This window comes from Methylobacterium sp. OAE515 (assembly GCF_041806315.1).
GTDB lineage: Bacteria > Pseudomonadota > Alphaproteobacteria > Rhizobiales > Beijerinckiaceae > Methylobacterium > Methylobacterium tardum.
This window is the reverse complement of sequence record NZ_JBGMUV010000001.1, coordinates 4,053,322-4,067,500: the sequence shown is the minus strand read 5'-3', so window position 1 is coordinate 4,067,500 and position 14,179 is coordinate 4,053,322. Positions and strand designations below refer to the sequence as shown.

Below are 14,179 nucleotides of genomic sequence, written 5' to 3'. Positions count from 1 at the left end.
GTCGTATGTTCGCTACGCGGCAGACGTCACGTCCGTACTCCTGCGGTCCGCTTGCGGGCGGCGCCCGGTCAGTAGCCCGGCATCGGAAAACCCAGCCCCTCGAGCGGAGACCATCCGCTGCGGCGAAGGTGTCGCGGGTCTGCCGCAATCGAGCTTGATACCGTAGGGCTTCCCGGTGCGCCTCCTCCTGACCGCCTGGACGGCGCACCCGCCCTGACGCCGGAGCCCTGTATGCTGACCCGCCTTGCCCTGCCCGCCCTCGTCGCAGCCCTGCTGGCTACCGGTCCGGCCGGGGCGCAGATGGCGCGCACCGAGGCGCCCAAGGAGACGGCCAAGGTCGTTCCCCTCAGCAAGGCGGACGTGCAGCTCTCCTTCGCGCCCGTGGTGAAGCGCGCCGCGCCCTCGGTGGTGAACGTCTACGCCTCCCACGTGGACAAGCGCTCCAGCGCGCGCACCAGCGCCATGGAGGAGTTCATGCGCCGCTTCTTCGGCGAGCCGGAAGGCGGTCGCGGCCCGCGGGGCGACCGGGCGCAGCGCTCCCTGGGCTCGGGCGTTCTGGTCGATGCCGACGGGCTCGTCATCACCAACAACCACGTCATCGACAACATGAACGAGGTGCGGATCGCTCTCGCGGATCGCCGGGAGTTCGAGGCGACGATCGTGATGCGCGATACGCGCACCGACCTGGCGGTGCTCAAGCTCAAGGATGTCCCGAAGGGTCTCGTGCCGATGCCGTTCGGCGATGCCGACGCCCTGGAGGTCGGCGACTTCGTGATGGCGATCGGCAACCCGTTCGGCGTCGGCCAGACGGTGACGCAGGGCATCGTCTCGGCGCTGGCGCGCACGCAGGTGGGCTCGGCCGATTACCAGTACTTCATCCAGACCGACGCGGCGATCAACCCGGGCAATTCGGGCGGCGCGCTGGTGGACCTGCGCGGTCAGCTGGTGGGCCTCAACACGGCGATCTACTCGCAATCCGGCGGCAGCCACGGCATCGGCTTCGCGATCCCCGTCGGCATGGTCAAGGCCGTGGTCGACGCCGCCCGCGACGGGGCGAGCGTCGTGCGCCGGCCGTGGCTCGGGGCGCGCATCCAGAGCGTGACGCCCGACATCGCCGACAGCATGGGCCTCGATCACCCGACCGGCGTGCTGGTGGCGAGCCTGCAGGCCAAGAGCCCCGCCGAAGAGGCCGGGCTGAAGCGCGGCGACCTGATCCTGACGGTCGACGGCCAGGAGGTGGCCGACCCGGAGGCGTTCGGCTACCGCTTCGCCCTGAAGGGCGTCCAGGGCCAAGCCCGCTTCGGGATCCTGCGTGGCACGAGCCGCCAGACGGTCGCGGTGAAGCTCGCCCCGGCCCCGGAGACGCGCCCGCGCGACGTGCTCAAGGTGAAGACCCGCTCGCCCTTCGTGGGCGCGACCCTGGTGAACACCTCGCCCGCGGTGGCCGAGGAGATGCAGGTCGATTTCCCGACCGAAGGCGTGGCCGTGCAGGCCGTCGAGGAGAACTCGCCGGCCGCGTTCGCCGGCCTGCAGAAGGGCGACATCATCCTCTCGGTCAATGGGCTGCCGGTCCAGACCACCAAGGATCTCGAACGCGTGACCCGCAACAGCCTCGGTGCCTGGGAGATCGCGATCAATCGCGACGGCATCGAGATGAAGTCGGTGCTGCGCGGATAAGTCGGATCCCGGGTTGCGACGGGCGCCGGGCTCGGTGTTGATGCGCGGATGTCCGACCTGTTCACCTCCCCGGAACCTCCCTCGGCATCGGATCACGGCCGCGCTGCCGGCGCCGAAGCTGCCCGGCCACTGGCGGACCGGCTGCGCCCGCAGAGCCTGGCGGAGGTGGTCGGCCAGGAGCACCTGACCGGGGAGGGCGGGGCGCTCACCCGGCTCCTGCGGGGGCGCAGCCTCGGCTCGCTGATCTTCTGGGGTCCACCCGGCACCGGCAAGACCACGGTGGCGCGGCTGCTGGCCCAGGGTACCGACCTGCATTTCGAGCAGATCTCGGCGATCTTCTCGGGCGTGCCGGACCTGCGCAAGGTGTTCGAGGCCGCGCGCAAGCGCCGGGCGACCGGGCAGGCGACCCTGCTGTTCGTCGACGAGATCCACCGGTTCAACCGGGCGCAGCTCGACGCCTTCCTGCCGGTGATGGAGGACGGCACCGTCACGCTGGTGGGTGCGACCACCGAGAACCCCTCCTTCGAGCTGAACGCCGCGCTCCTGTCGCGTGCCCGAGTGCTGCTGTTCCGGGCCCTCGATCCCGGCGCGATCGCGCGGCTCCTGGTCCGGGCCGAGGCGCTGACGGGCCAGGCCCTGCCGCTCACCGAGGAGGCGCGGGGCGTGCTGGTGCGCATGGCCGACGGCGACGGTCGCGCCGCCCTGACCCTCGCGGAGGAGGTCTGGCGCTCGGCGCAAGCAGGCGAGACCCTCGACGCGGAAGCGTTGCAAGACATCGTGCAGCGGCGCGCGCCGATCTACGACAAGGCGCAGGAGGGCCACTACAACCTGATCTCGGCCCTGCACAAGACCGTGCGCGGCTCCGATCCGGACGCGGCGCTCTACTATCTCTGCCGGATGCTCGATGCCGGCGAGGACCGGCTGTTCATCGCCCGCCGGCTGGTGCGCATGGCGGTGGAGGATATCGGCCTCGCCGACCCGCAGGCTTTGGTGGTGGCCAACGCCGCCAAGGACGCGTTCGACTTCCTCGGCAGCCCGGAGGGCGAGCTGGCGCTCGCCCAGGCGGCGATCTATCTCGCCTGCGCGCCCAAATCGAACGCCGTCTACACCGCCTACAAGGCCGCGACGCGCCTCGCCAAGGAGGCGGGCTCCCTGCCGCCGCCGCGCACCATCCTCAACGCGCCGACCAAGCTGATGAAGCGGATCGGCTACGGCGAGGGCTACCGCTACGATCACGACGAGCCCGATGCCTTCTCGGGCCAGGATTACTGGCCCGATGCGCTGGGGCGCCAGCAGCTCTATCAACCCACGGAACGGGGTTACGAGACTCGCCTGGCCGAGCGCCTCGACCGGTGGGAGGCGCTGCGCAAGGCGCGGCGCGGGGAGGGGCGCGGGGAGGGGTAGGGGGCGGTTCCGCCGCCATCGCGGCATCGCGCGCGCAGCGACGCGACCCAGGGCGGCGCGACCTCCGGCCGCGTGGCGCGGCTGGATTGCTTCCTCCGCTCGCAGAGACGCTGTCACAGGTCGAGGGGCGCGTTGTCGATCACCTCCTTCATCACGAAGAAGGTCCGGGTCTGGCGCACCCCCGGCAGGCCGATCAGCGTGGCGCTGTGGAGGCGGTTGAAGTCGGCCATGTCGGAGACCCGGATCTTCAGCATGTAGTCGAAATCGCCGGCCACGAGGTGGCAGTCGAGGAGTACGGGAATCGCCCGCACGGCGGCCTCGAACTCCGAAAAACTCTCGGGCGTCGAGCGGTCGAGCACGACGCCGACGAAGACCAGGGTGCCGCGTCCGACCCGCATCGGGTCGATCAGCGCCCGGACCGCCCGCACGAACCCCTCGGTGAACAGGCGCTGGATCCGGCGGTGACAGGTGGCCGCGCTGGTGCCGACCCGCTCGGCGATCTCGGCATTGGCCATGCGCCCGTCCGCCTGAAGGAGGCGGAGGATCTTCTGGTCGATCCGGTCGAGCCCTGCGGACATGGACGATTCTTTCAGAAGCGGCGCGCGATCCGGAATTCTCTGCAGCTAAGGTGCTCAGCGACGCAAGTCACTGGATGTCTGAGATGAAAGATCGAGAGCACCTTTCATCGCGGATCGGGTAGTTTTCCCTGCGCCTCGAAGACGGAGCCGGGCCTTGCGCCGGGCCGTCCCCGAGGCCTCGCTTCGACGCGTCCCGGCCGGACGGAGACCGCTCCTGCCCCCGGCCGCGCCCCGAGACCCGGAGAGACCCGATGCTGGATAAATTCGAGCGCTATCCCCTGACCTTCGGCCCGACGCCGATCGAGCCGCTAAAGCGCCTGACCGCGCATCTCGGCGGCGAGGTGGAGCTCTACGCCAAGCGCGAGGATTGCAATTCCGGCCTCGCCTATGGCGGCAACAAGCTGCGCAAGCTCGAATACATCGTGCCGGACGCGATCAAGAGCGGGGCCGACACGCTGGTGTCGATCGGCGGCGTGCAGTCGAATCACACCCGCATGGTCGCGGCGGTCGCCGCCAAGATCGGGATGAAGTGCCGGCTGATCCAGGAGGCCTGGGTGCCGCATGAGGACGCCGTCTACGACCGGGTCGGCAACATCCTCCTGTCGCGGATCATGGGCGCGCAGACGCAGCTCGTCGATGACGGGTTCGACATCGGCATCCGCGATTCGTGGAAGCGGGCGCTCGCCGAGGTCGAGGCCGAGGGCGGCAAGCCCTACGCGATCCCGGCCGGCGCCTCGGTGCACAAGTACGGCGGGCTCGGCTATGTCGGCTTCGCCGAGGAGGTCCGCAAGCAGGAGGCCGAGATGGGCCTGCGCTTCGACTACGTGGTGGTCTGCACGGTGACGGGCTCGACCCATGCCGGCATGCTGGTGGGCTTCTCGGCCGACGGGCGCGCCCGCAACGTCATCGGCATCGACGCCTCCTGCACCCCGGCCCAGACCAAGGCCCAGGTCCTCGACATCGCCCAGAACACCGCCGCCCTGGTCGGCGCGGGCGACATCGTCGCCGACGACGTGGTGCTCAACGAGGATTACGCCTACCCGGTCTACGGCGTGCCTTCCAAGGAGACCGTGGAGGCGATCCGGATCTCGGCCCGGCTCGAGGGGATGATCACCGACCCGGTCTACGAGGGGAAGTCGATGCAGGGCATGATCGACCTCGTGAAGAAGGGCTTCTTCCCGAAGGGCTCGAAGGTGCTCTACGCCCATCTCGGCGGCGCACCGGCGCTGAACGGCTACAGCTACACGTTCCGCAACGGCTGAGGCGGAAGCGGAAGGCCTGCCCGGCCTCTCCCACTCACCCGCCCTCTTCCAGAGGTGCGCGAAGCCGCCTTTCGGAGGCGCCCTCCAGGGATCGCGAGACGTCTGGAGCCCTCCTTCGAGGCCTGCGTGCGCTCTGGCGCCTCAGGATGAGGTCGCGCGTGGGAATGTCGGCAGGCGACCGCATCGTCCCGTTCGCCCTATATGGCGGCCTGCGCCAGCAACGGCGCGGGACCCGCACCGGAGAGGGCAGGATGATCGCACCGGCACGCGCGCTGCTCCTGACAGCCCTGCTCGCCCTCGGCAGCCCACCGGCCTGGGCCGCCTCGGGGCCGGCCGTCGAGGCCGAGAACGGGATGGTGGTCTCGTCCCAGCGCCTCGCCTCGCAGGTGGGCGCCGACATCCTGAAGGCCGGTGGCAACGCCGTCGACGCCGCGGTGGCGGTGGCCTACGCCGAGGCGGTGGTGAACCCGTGCTGCGGCAATCTCGGCGGCGGCGGCTTCCTGGTGCTCCACAGCGCCGACGGGCGCAGCCGCTTCGTCAATTTCCGCGAGACCGCCCCGGCGGCCGCCACCCGGGACATGTATCTCGACGCCGCCGGCAACGTCGTGAAGGGCGCGAGCCTGCGCGGCTGGAAGGCGGCCGGCGTGCCCGGGACGGTGCTCGGCCTCAACACCGCGCTCGCCGCGTACGGGACCCTGCCGCTGGCGCGGGTGATGGCGCCGGCGATCGCGCTCGCCCGGGACGGGTTCGTGCTGACCCGGGGCGACACCGACATCCTCGAATCCGGCACCAAGCTGTTCGCCGGGCAGCCGAACGTCGCCCGGATCTTCCTGCGCCCGGACGGCAGCCCGTGGCGGCCCGGGGACCGGCTGGTCCAGGCCGACCTCGCCCGCACCCTCCAGGCCATCGCCGAGCACGGCGCGGACGCGTTCTACAGGGGCGCGATCCCGGAGGCCGTGGAGGCGGCCTCCCGGGCGGGCGGCGGCCTGCTGACGGCGTCCGACTTCGCCGCCTACACGGTGACGCAGTCCGAGCCGCTGACCTGCCGCTACCGGGGCGCGACGATCCTGTCGGCGCCCCCGCCCTCGTCCGGCGGGACCACGCTCTGCGAGATCCTCAACATCCTCGACGGCTACGACCTGCGGGCCGCCGGGTTCAACTCGGCCCGGACCGTGCACCTGATGGTCGAGGCGATGCGGCGCGCCTACGCGGACCGCAACCTGCTGCTCGGCGACCCGGCCTTCGTGGAAAACCCGGTCGACCGTCTCCTGTCGCCGGCCTACGCGGAGACGCTCCGGGCCTCGATCCGCCCGGACCGGGCAACCCCGTCGGCGGAGATCCGGCCGGATCCCGGCCCGGAGACGCGGGAGCGGCCCGAGACCACCCACATCTCGGTGATGGACAGGGCCGGCAACGCGGTCTCGCTGACCTACACGATCAACGGCTATTTCGGCGCCGGGGTGATCGCCGGCGACACGGGGTTCTTCCTCAACGACGAGATGGACGACTTCACGGTCAAGATCGGGGTGCCGAACCTGTTCGGCCTCGTGCAGGGGACGAAGAACGCGATCCAGCCGGGCAAGCGCCCGCTCTCGTCCATGGCGCCCACGATCGTGCTGCGCGACGGTCAGGTCGCGATGGTGGCGGGCTCGCCGGGCGGCTCGCGGATCATCACGATCAACGCGCAGACGCTGATCAACATGCTCGATTTCGGCATGGAGCCGCAGGAGGCGGTGGATGCCCCGCGCATCCACCACCAGTGGCTGCCCGACACGATCTACGCCGAACCCTTCGCGCTCTCGGCGGACACGCAGGGCCTCCTGCGGGGCATGGGCCACACGATCGTCGAGCAGAAGCCCTGGGGCGCACAGGAACTCATCGCGGTCCGCGCCGCGGCGCCCGTGCTGCCGGAGGCGGCGTCGTCCGGCAACGACGCCTCGCGCACGGAGCGGATGCGGCCGGGCCTGCTCTACGGCGCCAACGACAACCGCAGGCCGGCCGGCGCGGCGGTGGGGGAGTAGGGGGCGGACGGCTCGACCGGGGCGAGCCCGTCACTCCAGGCCGCGGCGCGGAGCCCGCGCTCCGGCGTCCCCACCGGCGCCGGACCCGGATCGATCGGCGGATCTCGGTGTCGGGCTCGCCCGCGTCGTCCCGGGAGAGCGGGGTGGGGCCGAGGCACCCGTCACGGAACGCGGGTCAGCCCTCGCCCGCCTCCCGCGCCACGGCACGGAACCCGATGTCGCGCCGGCAGAAACCCTCCGGCCAATCGATCCGGGCCACCGCCGCGTAGGCGCGGGCCTTGGCATCGGTGACGCTGTCGCCCAGAGCCGTGACCGCCAGCACCCGGCCGCCATCGGCGAGCAGCTGTCCGCCCTCGGCGCGGGTGCCGGCCTGGAACACGTGGACCCCGTCGCCCTCGGCGGCGTCGACCCCGCGGATCACCGAGCCCCGCACCACGGCCCCCGGATAGCCGGCCGCCGCCATCACCACGGTGAGCGCGGCCCGGTGGGGGTCGAATTCGAGCGTCACCCCGGACAGGTCGCCCTCGCAGGCCGAGAGCAGGGCCGGCACGAGGTCGGATGCGAGGCGCGGCATCAGCACCTGCGCCTCGGGATCGCCGAAGCGGGTGTTGTACTCGATCAGCTTGGGACCGTCCGCCGTGAGCATCAGCCCGGCATACAGGATGCCGGTGAACGGGCAGCCCCGCGCCCGCATGCCCGCGAGCGTCGGCGCGATGATCTCGGCCATGACCCGGGCCTCGATCTCCGGGGTCACGACCCGGGCCGGGGAATAGGCGCCCATGCCGCCGGTATTGGGGCCGCGGTCGCCGTCGAACACGCGCTTGTGGTCCTGAGCCGTGCCGAGTGGGATCGCGCGGGTCCCGTCGCACAGGGCGAAGAAGCTCGCTTCCTCGCCGAACAGGCATTCCTCGACCACCACCTCGGCACCCGGCTCCTCGAAGAGGGCGGTCAGCGCATCCTCGGCCTGGTCCAAGGTCTCGGCGACCGTGACGCCCTTGCCGGCGGCCAGCCCGTCGGCCTTCACGACGATCGGGGCACCCTGCTGGCGGACATAGGCGAGGGCCGGCTCCAGGGCGGTGAAGCGCGCGAAAGCCGCGGTCGGGATCCCGCAGGCGGCGCACAGGTCCTTGGTGAAGCCCTTCGAGCCCTCGAGGCGGGCGGCGTCCCGGGTCGGCCCGAAGGCGCGGATCCCGGCCGCCTTCAGGTCGTCGACCAGCCCGGCGACCAGGGGTGCTTCGGGCCCGACCACGACGAGGCCGATCGATTCCGCCGCGCAGAACGCCGCCACTGCGGCATGGTCGGTGACCTTGAGGTCCGGCCGGTTCGTGCCGTGGCGGGCCGTGCCGGGATTGCCGGGGGCCGTGAACAGGCGGTTACAGAGCGGGCTCTGGGCCAGACGCCAGGCCAGAGCGTGCTCGCGGCCGCCCGAGCCGATCAGCAGGATATTCATGCGCACGCCACCATGGGCCCAGCTTCTGGGCGAAGCCTGCCGGCGGGAAAAGGTTTTTTTCGGGCTTTCCCCGCTCTGCGCAGAGTTCCGGGCCTCTCAGCAGCCGATGCACACGCTCGTGTTGATGCCCCCGCCCCGCGGCACGATGCCGTGTCGGCCGATATGGCGACCGACATGGACGCCCCGGTAGGGCAGGTAGGGTCCATAGGGCTGGAACTGGGCGTTCCGCTGGATCGACTGGTTCAGCGTGTTGTAATCCGTGACCCGCTGCTGGTTGAGGGTCCGGATCTGGCTCTGCAAGGCGAACGACGCGTTGGCGGCGTTCGGGTCGTTCTGCTGCACCTGCGCCCAGGCGGTGCCCGCTGGGAGAGCGAGCGCCAGAGCGAGGAGCGCGCGTGACGCGAGGCGCATGACTCTCTCCGTGACGGGAACTGGCCTATACCGTCGTCGACGCGCCAGGATCGGGCCGGGTTCCGGGGTGCGTCAACCCGGAACGACCGGTGATTTCGTCTCCGGAAGGGCTTCGACGAGCTTGGGATCCAGCCCGGTATGGGCCTGGACCAGAGGATGGGGCGTCAGCGCCAGCCACTGGGTCAGCGAGATGTCGGCGTAGCGCGAGCTCTTGAACATCTCCAGGAAGGTCAGCGTCGTGTCGCCGGTATTCTCGATGTAGTGGCCCATGGCGAAAGGCACGTAGCCGACGTCGCCGGCCTGGTAGTCGAAGGTGCGGGCCTTCGATTCCGAGCCGAACACCGTCATCCGGCCCTGGCCCGAGAGGTAGTACTGCCACTCGTCGCTGTTGGGGTGCCAGTGCAGCTCGCGCAGGCCCCCGGGCTCGACCTCGACCAGGGCCGCCGCGATGGTGACCGAGGCCGGGAACACCGTGGAATCGGTGATGCGCACGCTGCCACCCCTGGTGCGGACCGGCTCCTGCGCCAGCATGCGATGGCTGAAGGTCTTCGGCACCGGCCCGGAGCCGCCCATCTTGTCGGCCGCGAGCGGGCCGGGCTTCGGACCGGGGAAGATGTAGAGCTCCTTCTCGGGAATCTTCGCGAAGGCGCTCTCGGGCAGGCCGAAATTCTTGGCGAGTACGTCCTTGGGCGTGTGCGCCAGCCAGTCGGTCAGCAGGAAGGTGGAATCCTCCGAGAAGCCGCCGTCGTCGAACACGAGCAGGAACTCGCAGCCGTCGACCCCGTCGGACGCGAGGCCCTGGATCGAGTGCGGGATGCCGCCCGGGAAGTACCAGAGATCGCCCTCGCCGACATCGTCCGCGAAGGTGCGCCCGTCCTGATCGACCGCGGTGATCCGGGCCTTGCCCTTGATCATGTAGGCCCACTCGGACTCCTTGTGCCAGTGCATCTCGCGCACCACGCCGGCCTTGAGGCGCATGTTGACCCCGGCCATGGCGGTGGAGACCGGCAGTTCGCGGGTCGTGGTCTGGCGCGCCCAGCCGCCCTCCTCGAGGCGCATGTGGCTGTCGGAGAAGGACCATTTCAGGTTCGGCATCGTGCCGTGGTCGGTGGCGGGCGGGGCCAGGGTGAACGGCTCCTCGGCGGCCCGGGGCTGGTTCCGGGGACCGAGGATGTCGGCGCCCTTGCCGCCGCGCTCGGGGAGGGGCGCGGCCGGCCCGGAGGATTGCGCGGCAGCGGGAGCCGCCATCATCGCACCGCCGGCGGCGATGATGGCGCGCCTGGAGATCTCGGTCATCGCATCTCGGTCCCTGACTTCTGGCAGGGTAACCGAAGGGGAGCCGGGTGGATCCGCGGCGAGTCCCGATCGTGCACCGCGGCATCTCGCCCGGAGCCCGGGCACGGCCTATGTATGGACGACAGGGCCAGATGCGTCCCGGCCGGTCGGCGGGCGCCATGTTCGACATTTGATGCGCGGCGCGACCTGAGGGCGAGGATGTCGGACGGGGACAGTTCAGCCGCGGGCAGGGCCGGCCGTCCAGCGTCCCACGGCCGCCTCTGGCTGGCCCTGCTGGCGCTGGCGGGCACGGGCTTCCTCGGATACCGGTCCTGGCCGGACCAGTCCCGGGCGGCGAGCCCGCCGCGCACGGCCGAGGCGAGGCCGCCGGCCGTGCGGGTCGCCACCGCGGTGCGGGCCGCCGGCGCCCTGAGCCTGACCCAGACCGGCACCACCCAGGCCTTCGACACCGCCAGCCTCTATCCGCGGGCGACCGGCTACATCGTCGAGCGCAAGGTCGATATCGGCTCGCACGTGAAGAAGGGCGACCTGCTGTTCCGGATCAGCGCGCCCGACCTCGACCAGCAGCTGGTCCAGGCGCAGTCGCAGGTGCTGCAGCTCCAGGCGGCGCTGATCCAGGCGCGGGCGATGGTCGATCAGGCCGAGGCCAACCGCCACCTCGCCGACGTGACCAACCGGCGGACCTCGACGCTGGCCGGCACCGGGGTCGAGACCCGGCAGAACGCCGACACGTCCCAGGCCGGGGTGCTGGCGCAGACCGCCAATGTCGACGCCGCCAGGGCCGCCGTGAAGGTCGCGGAGGCCAACATCGCCGCCCAGGAGGCGCAGGTCGCGCGCCTGAAGGTTCTGACCGGCTTCGAGGAGATCCGCGCGCCCTTCGACGGGGTGGTGACGGCCCGCAACAACGATGTCGGCGACGCGGTCACGGCGGACACGAATACCGGTCCGCCGCTCCTGACGCTGAACCGGGACGACGTGCTGCGCATGGCGGTGAACGTGCCGCTCTACGCCGCGGACGGCGTCCGCGACGGGTTGCCCGCCAAGGTCGAGGTCGCGCAGATCCCCGGCAAGGTCTTTCCCGGCACGGTCTCGCGCTCGTCGACGACGCTGCTCTCCGCCGCGCGCACGCTGGTCACGCAGGTCGACATCCCCAATCCCGACGGCGCGCTGCGGCCGGGCCTCTACATCACCATCACGCTGGAGATTCCGCGGGTCTCGCCCGCCGTGACGGTGCCGAACGACGCCCTGATCTTCGACCAGCACGGGACCCGCGTGGCGGTGGTCGAGCCGGCGGGCGACGGGAGCGGCGTGGTGCGGATGCGCCCGGTCACGATCTTCCGCCAGACCCGCACGCTGCTGGAGCTGCGCGACGGCCTGAGCGGCGGCGAGCGCGTCGTCGTGGGTCCGGCGGCCTCGCTGCGCGACGGCGACAGGGTCAGCCTGCGTCCGGAGGACCGGGCCGGGGCGTGAGCGGCGGCGCCCGGCAGCCTTGTCCAGCCTTGGGACAGCTACGGCGGCGATAAGCCGTCGGGCATGCGGCGGCGCCGTGGGGGCTCAGCTCCCGGCGCCGCCGTGACCGGCTGGCTCAGGAAGCGGATACCACCGCCGTGGCACTTGGAACGATAGCGCTGTCGATCGCGCTGCTTGGCCTCGCCCTCGCGAGCTTCGGTCTGACACTGGCCCTCGCGGGCGGGTCCTGGTTCTACGTCGCCCTGGGCTTGGGCGTGCTGGCCTCCGGCGTCGAGCTGGTCCGGCGGCGCCAGAACGGCCTCCGGATCTACGCCCTGGTGCTGGCGGCGGCCTTCGCGTGGACGCTCGGCGAGGTCGGATTCGACAAGTGGCAATGGATCCCGCGCGGGGCCCTGATCCTCCTCGTCGGACTCGTGCTCTGCCTGCCCTTCGTCGTGCGGCGCCTGCGCGACGCGCCCGAACGGCCCTGGAAGCTCAGCCTCCGGAACGGTCCGCTCGTTCTCCGGGCCGTCGTCCTGCTGATCGCGGCCTTGAGCGCTGCGGCTTGGTTCGTCGATCCGGTCGAGACGCGCGGCCGTCTGCCGAAGGTCGCAGAGGCGGGCCCCGCCGCCGTCGATCCGAGCGGCGTCCCCTTTCCGGCCGACGATTGGGTCGCCTATGGCGGCACCAATCTCGGCCAGCGCTACTCGGCGCTCGCGGACATCACTCCCGGCAATGTCCGGGGCCTCACGGTCGCCTGGGAGCACCACACGGGTGACCTGCGCGGCGACAGCCGGACGGATTCGAAGGAATTCACGTTCGAAGCCACGCCGATCAAGGTCAACGGGCTGCTCTACCTCTGCACCCCGCACAACATCGTCGAGGCCCTGGAGCCCGAGACCGGCAAGCGGGTCTGGGCCTTCGATCCGCAGATGGCGCGGGACAGCCAGTACCAGCACCAGACCTGCCGCGGCGTGTCCTACAACGACTCGGCCGCCTACGCGCCGCCGGCGGGAACGGATCCGGCGGCGGCCGGGGCGATCGCGGCCGCCATCGCCGAATGCCCGCGCCGGATCATCGCCGCCTCGGTGGATGCGCGGCTCTACGCGCTGAATGCCGAGACCGGCGCCCTGTGCAGGACCTTCGGGGCGAACGGGTTCGTCGACCTGAAGGCGCAGATGCCGAACCTCAGACGCGCCAGCTATCAGCAGACCTCGGCGCCGCTTGTCACCCGGAACCTCATCGTCCTCGGCAGCGCGATCGCCGACAACTACTACGCGGACAACCCCTCGGGCGTGATCCGCGCCTTCGACGTGCGGACCGGCGCGATCGTCTGGAAGTTCGATGCCGGCAAGCCCGGCGAGACCGCGCCACTTGAGCCCGGCGCGCTCTACGAGCCCAATTCGGCGGTGGCGTGGACGCAATTCTCGGCCGACGAGGCTTTGGGGCTCGTCTACGTGCCGTTCGGCAACCGGGCGCCCGATCAGGTCGGCGTGTCGCGGTCGAAGGCGGACGAGGCCCTGGTCGACGCCCTGGCGGCGCTGGACCTGGAGACGGGCAAGCTGACCTGGGCGTTCCGGACCACCTATCATGACCTGTGGGACCGCGATAACCCGTCCCAGCCGGTCCTCCTGACTCTGCCGCAGGGCGACACGACAGTGCCGGCAATCCTGGTCCCCACCAAGGTCGGCAACGTCTGGGTCCTCGATCGCCGCACCGGCGCCCCGATCCGACCGGTCTCCGAGGTCTCGGTCTCGACCCGGACCGACATCCCGGGGGAGGCGCCGTCTCCGGTCCAGCCGATGTCGTCGCTCAGCTTCGCGCCCGCGGCGCTGACGGAGGCCGACATGTGGGGCGTCACGCCCTTCGACCAGATCCAGTGCCGCCTCGCCTTCCGGTCGAACCGCTACGACGGCAACCCGTTCACGCCGCCCCAGGATTCGGGCGGCGCGATCATCTGGCCCGGCAATATCGGGGTGTTCAACTGGGGCTCGGTGGCGGTCGATCCGGTCCATCACTGGATGATCGCGACGCCGCAATACCTGCCCTACCTCTACCGCCTGCTCCCGCGCCCGCCGGGCGACCCGGAGAAGCGCCTCGTCACCGCCGACCCGGATTCCACCCCGGGCAACGAGAATCTCGGCGGTCCCTACGCGGTTTCCATCGCCCACATGCGCTCGGCCCTCGGCGTCCCGTGCAACGCGCCGCCCTGGGGCGTGCGGGTGGGGGTGAACCTCGCGGACGGCACCACCGCCTGGAAGCACCGCAACGGCACCGTCGCGGGGCAGAAGATCGGCGGGGTCGCGGTCCCGATCCCGTTCGAGATGGGCATCCTCGCCCATGGCGGCACCCTGACCACGACCGGCGGCGTCGCGTTCACGGCCGCCACGCTCGACGACCGCATCCGCGGCTACGACATGCAGACCGGGGAGATCCTGTGGACCAGGACGCTGCCGGCCGGCGGCCAGGCCACCCCGATGACCTATCGCGGCAAGGACGGCCGGCAATACGTGGTGATCGCGGCGGGTGGGCACGGTTCGCTCGGCACCACGCCGGGCGACTCGGTCATCGCCTTCCGGCTCGATTGAGCCGCCGCGCACCTGTCGCGAGCCCGGGGATCGCCGGCCTCGC

The 14,179-nt window shown here is 71.2% G+C and carries 10 protein-coding genes; 6 read left to right on the top strand and 4 right to left on the bottom strand.

Annotated elements, in window-relative coordinates:
- Positions 1-231: 231 nt before the first annotated feature.
- A complete protein-coding gene (locus ABIE45_RS19845; protein ID WP_192711329.1) occupies positions 232-1,677 on the top strand; it encodes a Do family serine endopeptidase in 1,446 nt (481 codons plus the stop codon).
- Positions 1,678-1,725: 48 nt separating this feature from the next.
- Positions 1,726-3,081: a replication-associated recombination protein A gene (locus tag ABIE45_RS19840; protein ID WP_192711328.1), complete on the top strand. Its 1,356-nt coding sequence runs from the start codon at positions 1,726-1,728 to the stop codon at positions 3,079-3,081.
- A 113-nt stretch (positions 3,082-3,194) separates the two neighbouring features.
- Here ABIE45_RS19840 and ABIE45_RS19835 read toward each other — a convergent pair whose 3' ends face one another.
- Positions 3,195-3,659 (bottom strand): Lrp/AsnC ligand binding domain-containing protein, encoded by a 465-nt coding sequence (locus ABIE45_RS19835; RefSeq protein WP_192711327.1) that lies wholly within the window; start codon positions 3,657-3,659, stop codon positions 3,195-3,197.
- Between the two features lie 251 nt (positions 3,660-3,910).
- Here ABIE45_RS19835 and ABIE45_RS19830 point away from each other — a divergent pair, with 251 nt between their 5' ends.
- A complete protein-coding gene (locus tag ABIE45_RS19830) occupies positions 3,911-4,921 on the top strand; it encodes a 1-aminocyclopropane-1-carboxylate deaminase (protein ID WP_192711326.1) in 1,011 nt (336 codons plus the stop codon).
- Positions 4,922-5,172: 251 nt separating this feature from the next.
- Positions 5,173-6,942 carry a gamma-glutamyltransferase gene (ggt, locus tag ABIE45_RS19825; RefSeq protein ID WP_192711325.1) on the top strand — a complete coding sequence of 590 codons (1,770 nt, stop codon included), beginning with the start codon at positions 5,173-5,175 and terminating at the stop codon, positions 6,940-6,942.
- A 175-nt stretch (positions 6,943-7,117) separates the two neighbouring features.
- Here ggt and purD read toward each other — a convergent pair whose 3' ends face one another.
- From purD to ABIE45_RS19810, 3 genes are all read right to left on the bottom strand, one after another.
- A complete protein-coding gene (gene purD, locus ABIE45_RS19820) occupies positions 7,118-8,392 on the bottom strand; it encodes a phosphoribosylamine--glycine ligase (protein WP_192711324.1) in 1,275 nt (424 codons plus the stop codon).
- Between the two features lie 96 nt (positions 8,393-8,488).
- Positions 8,489-8,803, bottom strand: a complete 315-nt coding sequence (locus tag ABIE45_RS19815) for a hypothetical protein (protein ID WP_192711323.1) — start codon at positions 8,801-8,803, stop codon at positions 8,489-8,491.
- 72 nt (positions 8,804-8,875) lie between these two features.
- Positions 8,876-10,099 (bottom strand): oxalate decarboxylase family bicupin, encoded by a 1,224-nt coding sequence (locus tag ABIE45_RS19810; protein ID WP_192711322.1) that lies wholly within the window; start codon positions 10,097-10,099, stop codon positions 8,876-8,878.
- 198 nt (positions 10,100-10,297) lie between these two features.
- On the opposite strand from ABIE45_RS19810, the gene ABIE45_RS19805 reads away from it, so the two are divergent.
- Together ABIE45_RS19805 and ABIE45_RS19800 are read left to right on the top strand one after the other, a co-directional pair.
- A complete protein-coding gene (locus ABIE45_RS19805; protein WP_192711321.1) occupies positions 10,298-11,569 on the top strand; it encodes an efflux RND transporter periplasmic adaptor subunit in 1,272 nt (423 codons plus the stop codon).
- Between the two features lie 137 nt (positions 11,570-11,706).
- Positions 11,707-14,136, top strand: a complete 2,430-nt coding sequence (locus tag ABIE45_RS19800; protein ID WP_192711320.1) for a membrane-bound PQQ-dependent dehydrogenase, glucose/quinate/shikimate family — start codon at positions 11,707-11,709, stop codon at positions 14,134-14,136.
- The last annotated feature ends 43 nt before the right edge of the window (positions 14,137-14,179 follow it).

Excerpts from the sequence above, each read along its gene's own strand:
- ABIE45_RS19815 (WP_192711323.1), bottom strand. The coding sequence starts at position 8,803 with ATGCGCCTCGCGTCACGCGCGCTCCTCGCTCTGGCGCTCGCTCTCCCA.
- ABIE45_RS19810 (WP_192711322.1), bottom strand. The coding sequence starts at position 10,099 with ATGACCGAGATCTCCAGGCGCGCCATCATCGCCGCCGGCGGTGCGATG.
- ABIE45_RS19805 (WP_192711321.1), top strand. The coding sequence starts at position 10,298 with ATGTCGGACGGGGACAGTTCAGCCGCGGGCAGGGCCGGCCGTCCAGCG.
- ABIE45_RS19845 (WP_192711329.1), top strand. The coding sequence starts at position 232 with ATGCTGACCCGCCTTGCCCTGCCCGCCCTCGTCGCAGCCCTGCTGGCT.
- ABIE45_RS19840 (WP_192711328.1), top strand. The coding sequence starts at position 1,726 with ATGTCCGACCTGTTCACCTCCCCGGAACCTCCCTCGGCATCGGATCAC.
- ggt (WP_192711325.1), top strand. The coding sequence starts at position 5,173 with ATGATCGCACCGGCACGCGCGCTGCTCCTGACAGCCCTGCTCGCCCTC.
- purD (WP_192711324.1), bottom strand. The coding sequence starts at position 8,392 with ATGAATATCCTGCTGATCGGCTCGGGCGGCCGCGAGCACGCTCTGGCC.
- ABIE45_RS19835 (WP_192711327.1), bottom strand. The coding sequence starts at position 3,659 with ATGTCCGCAGGGCTCGACCGGATCGACCAGAAGATCCTCCGCCTCCTT.
- ABIE45_RS19830 (WP_192711326.1), top strand. The coding sequence starts at position 3,911 with ATGCTGGATAAATTCGAGCGCTATCCCCTGACCTTCGGCCCGACGCCG.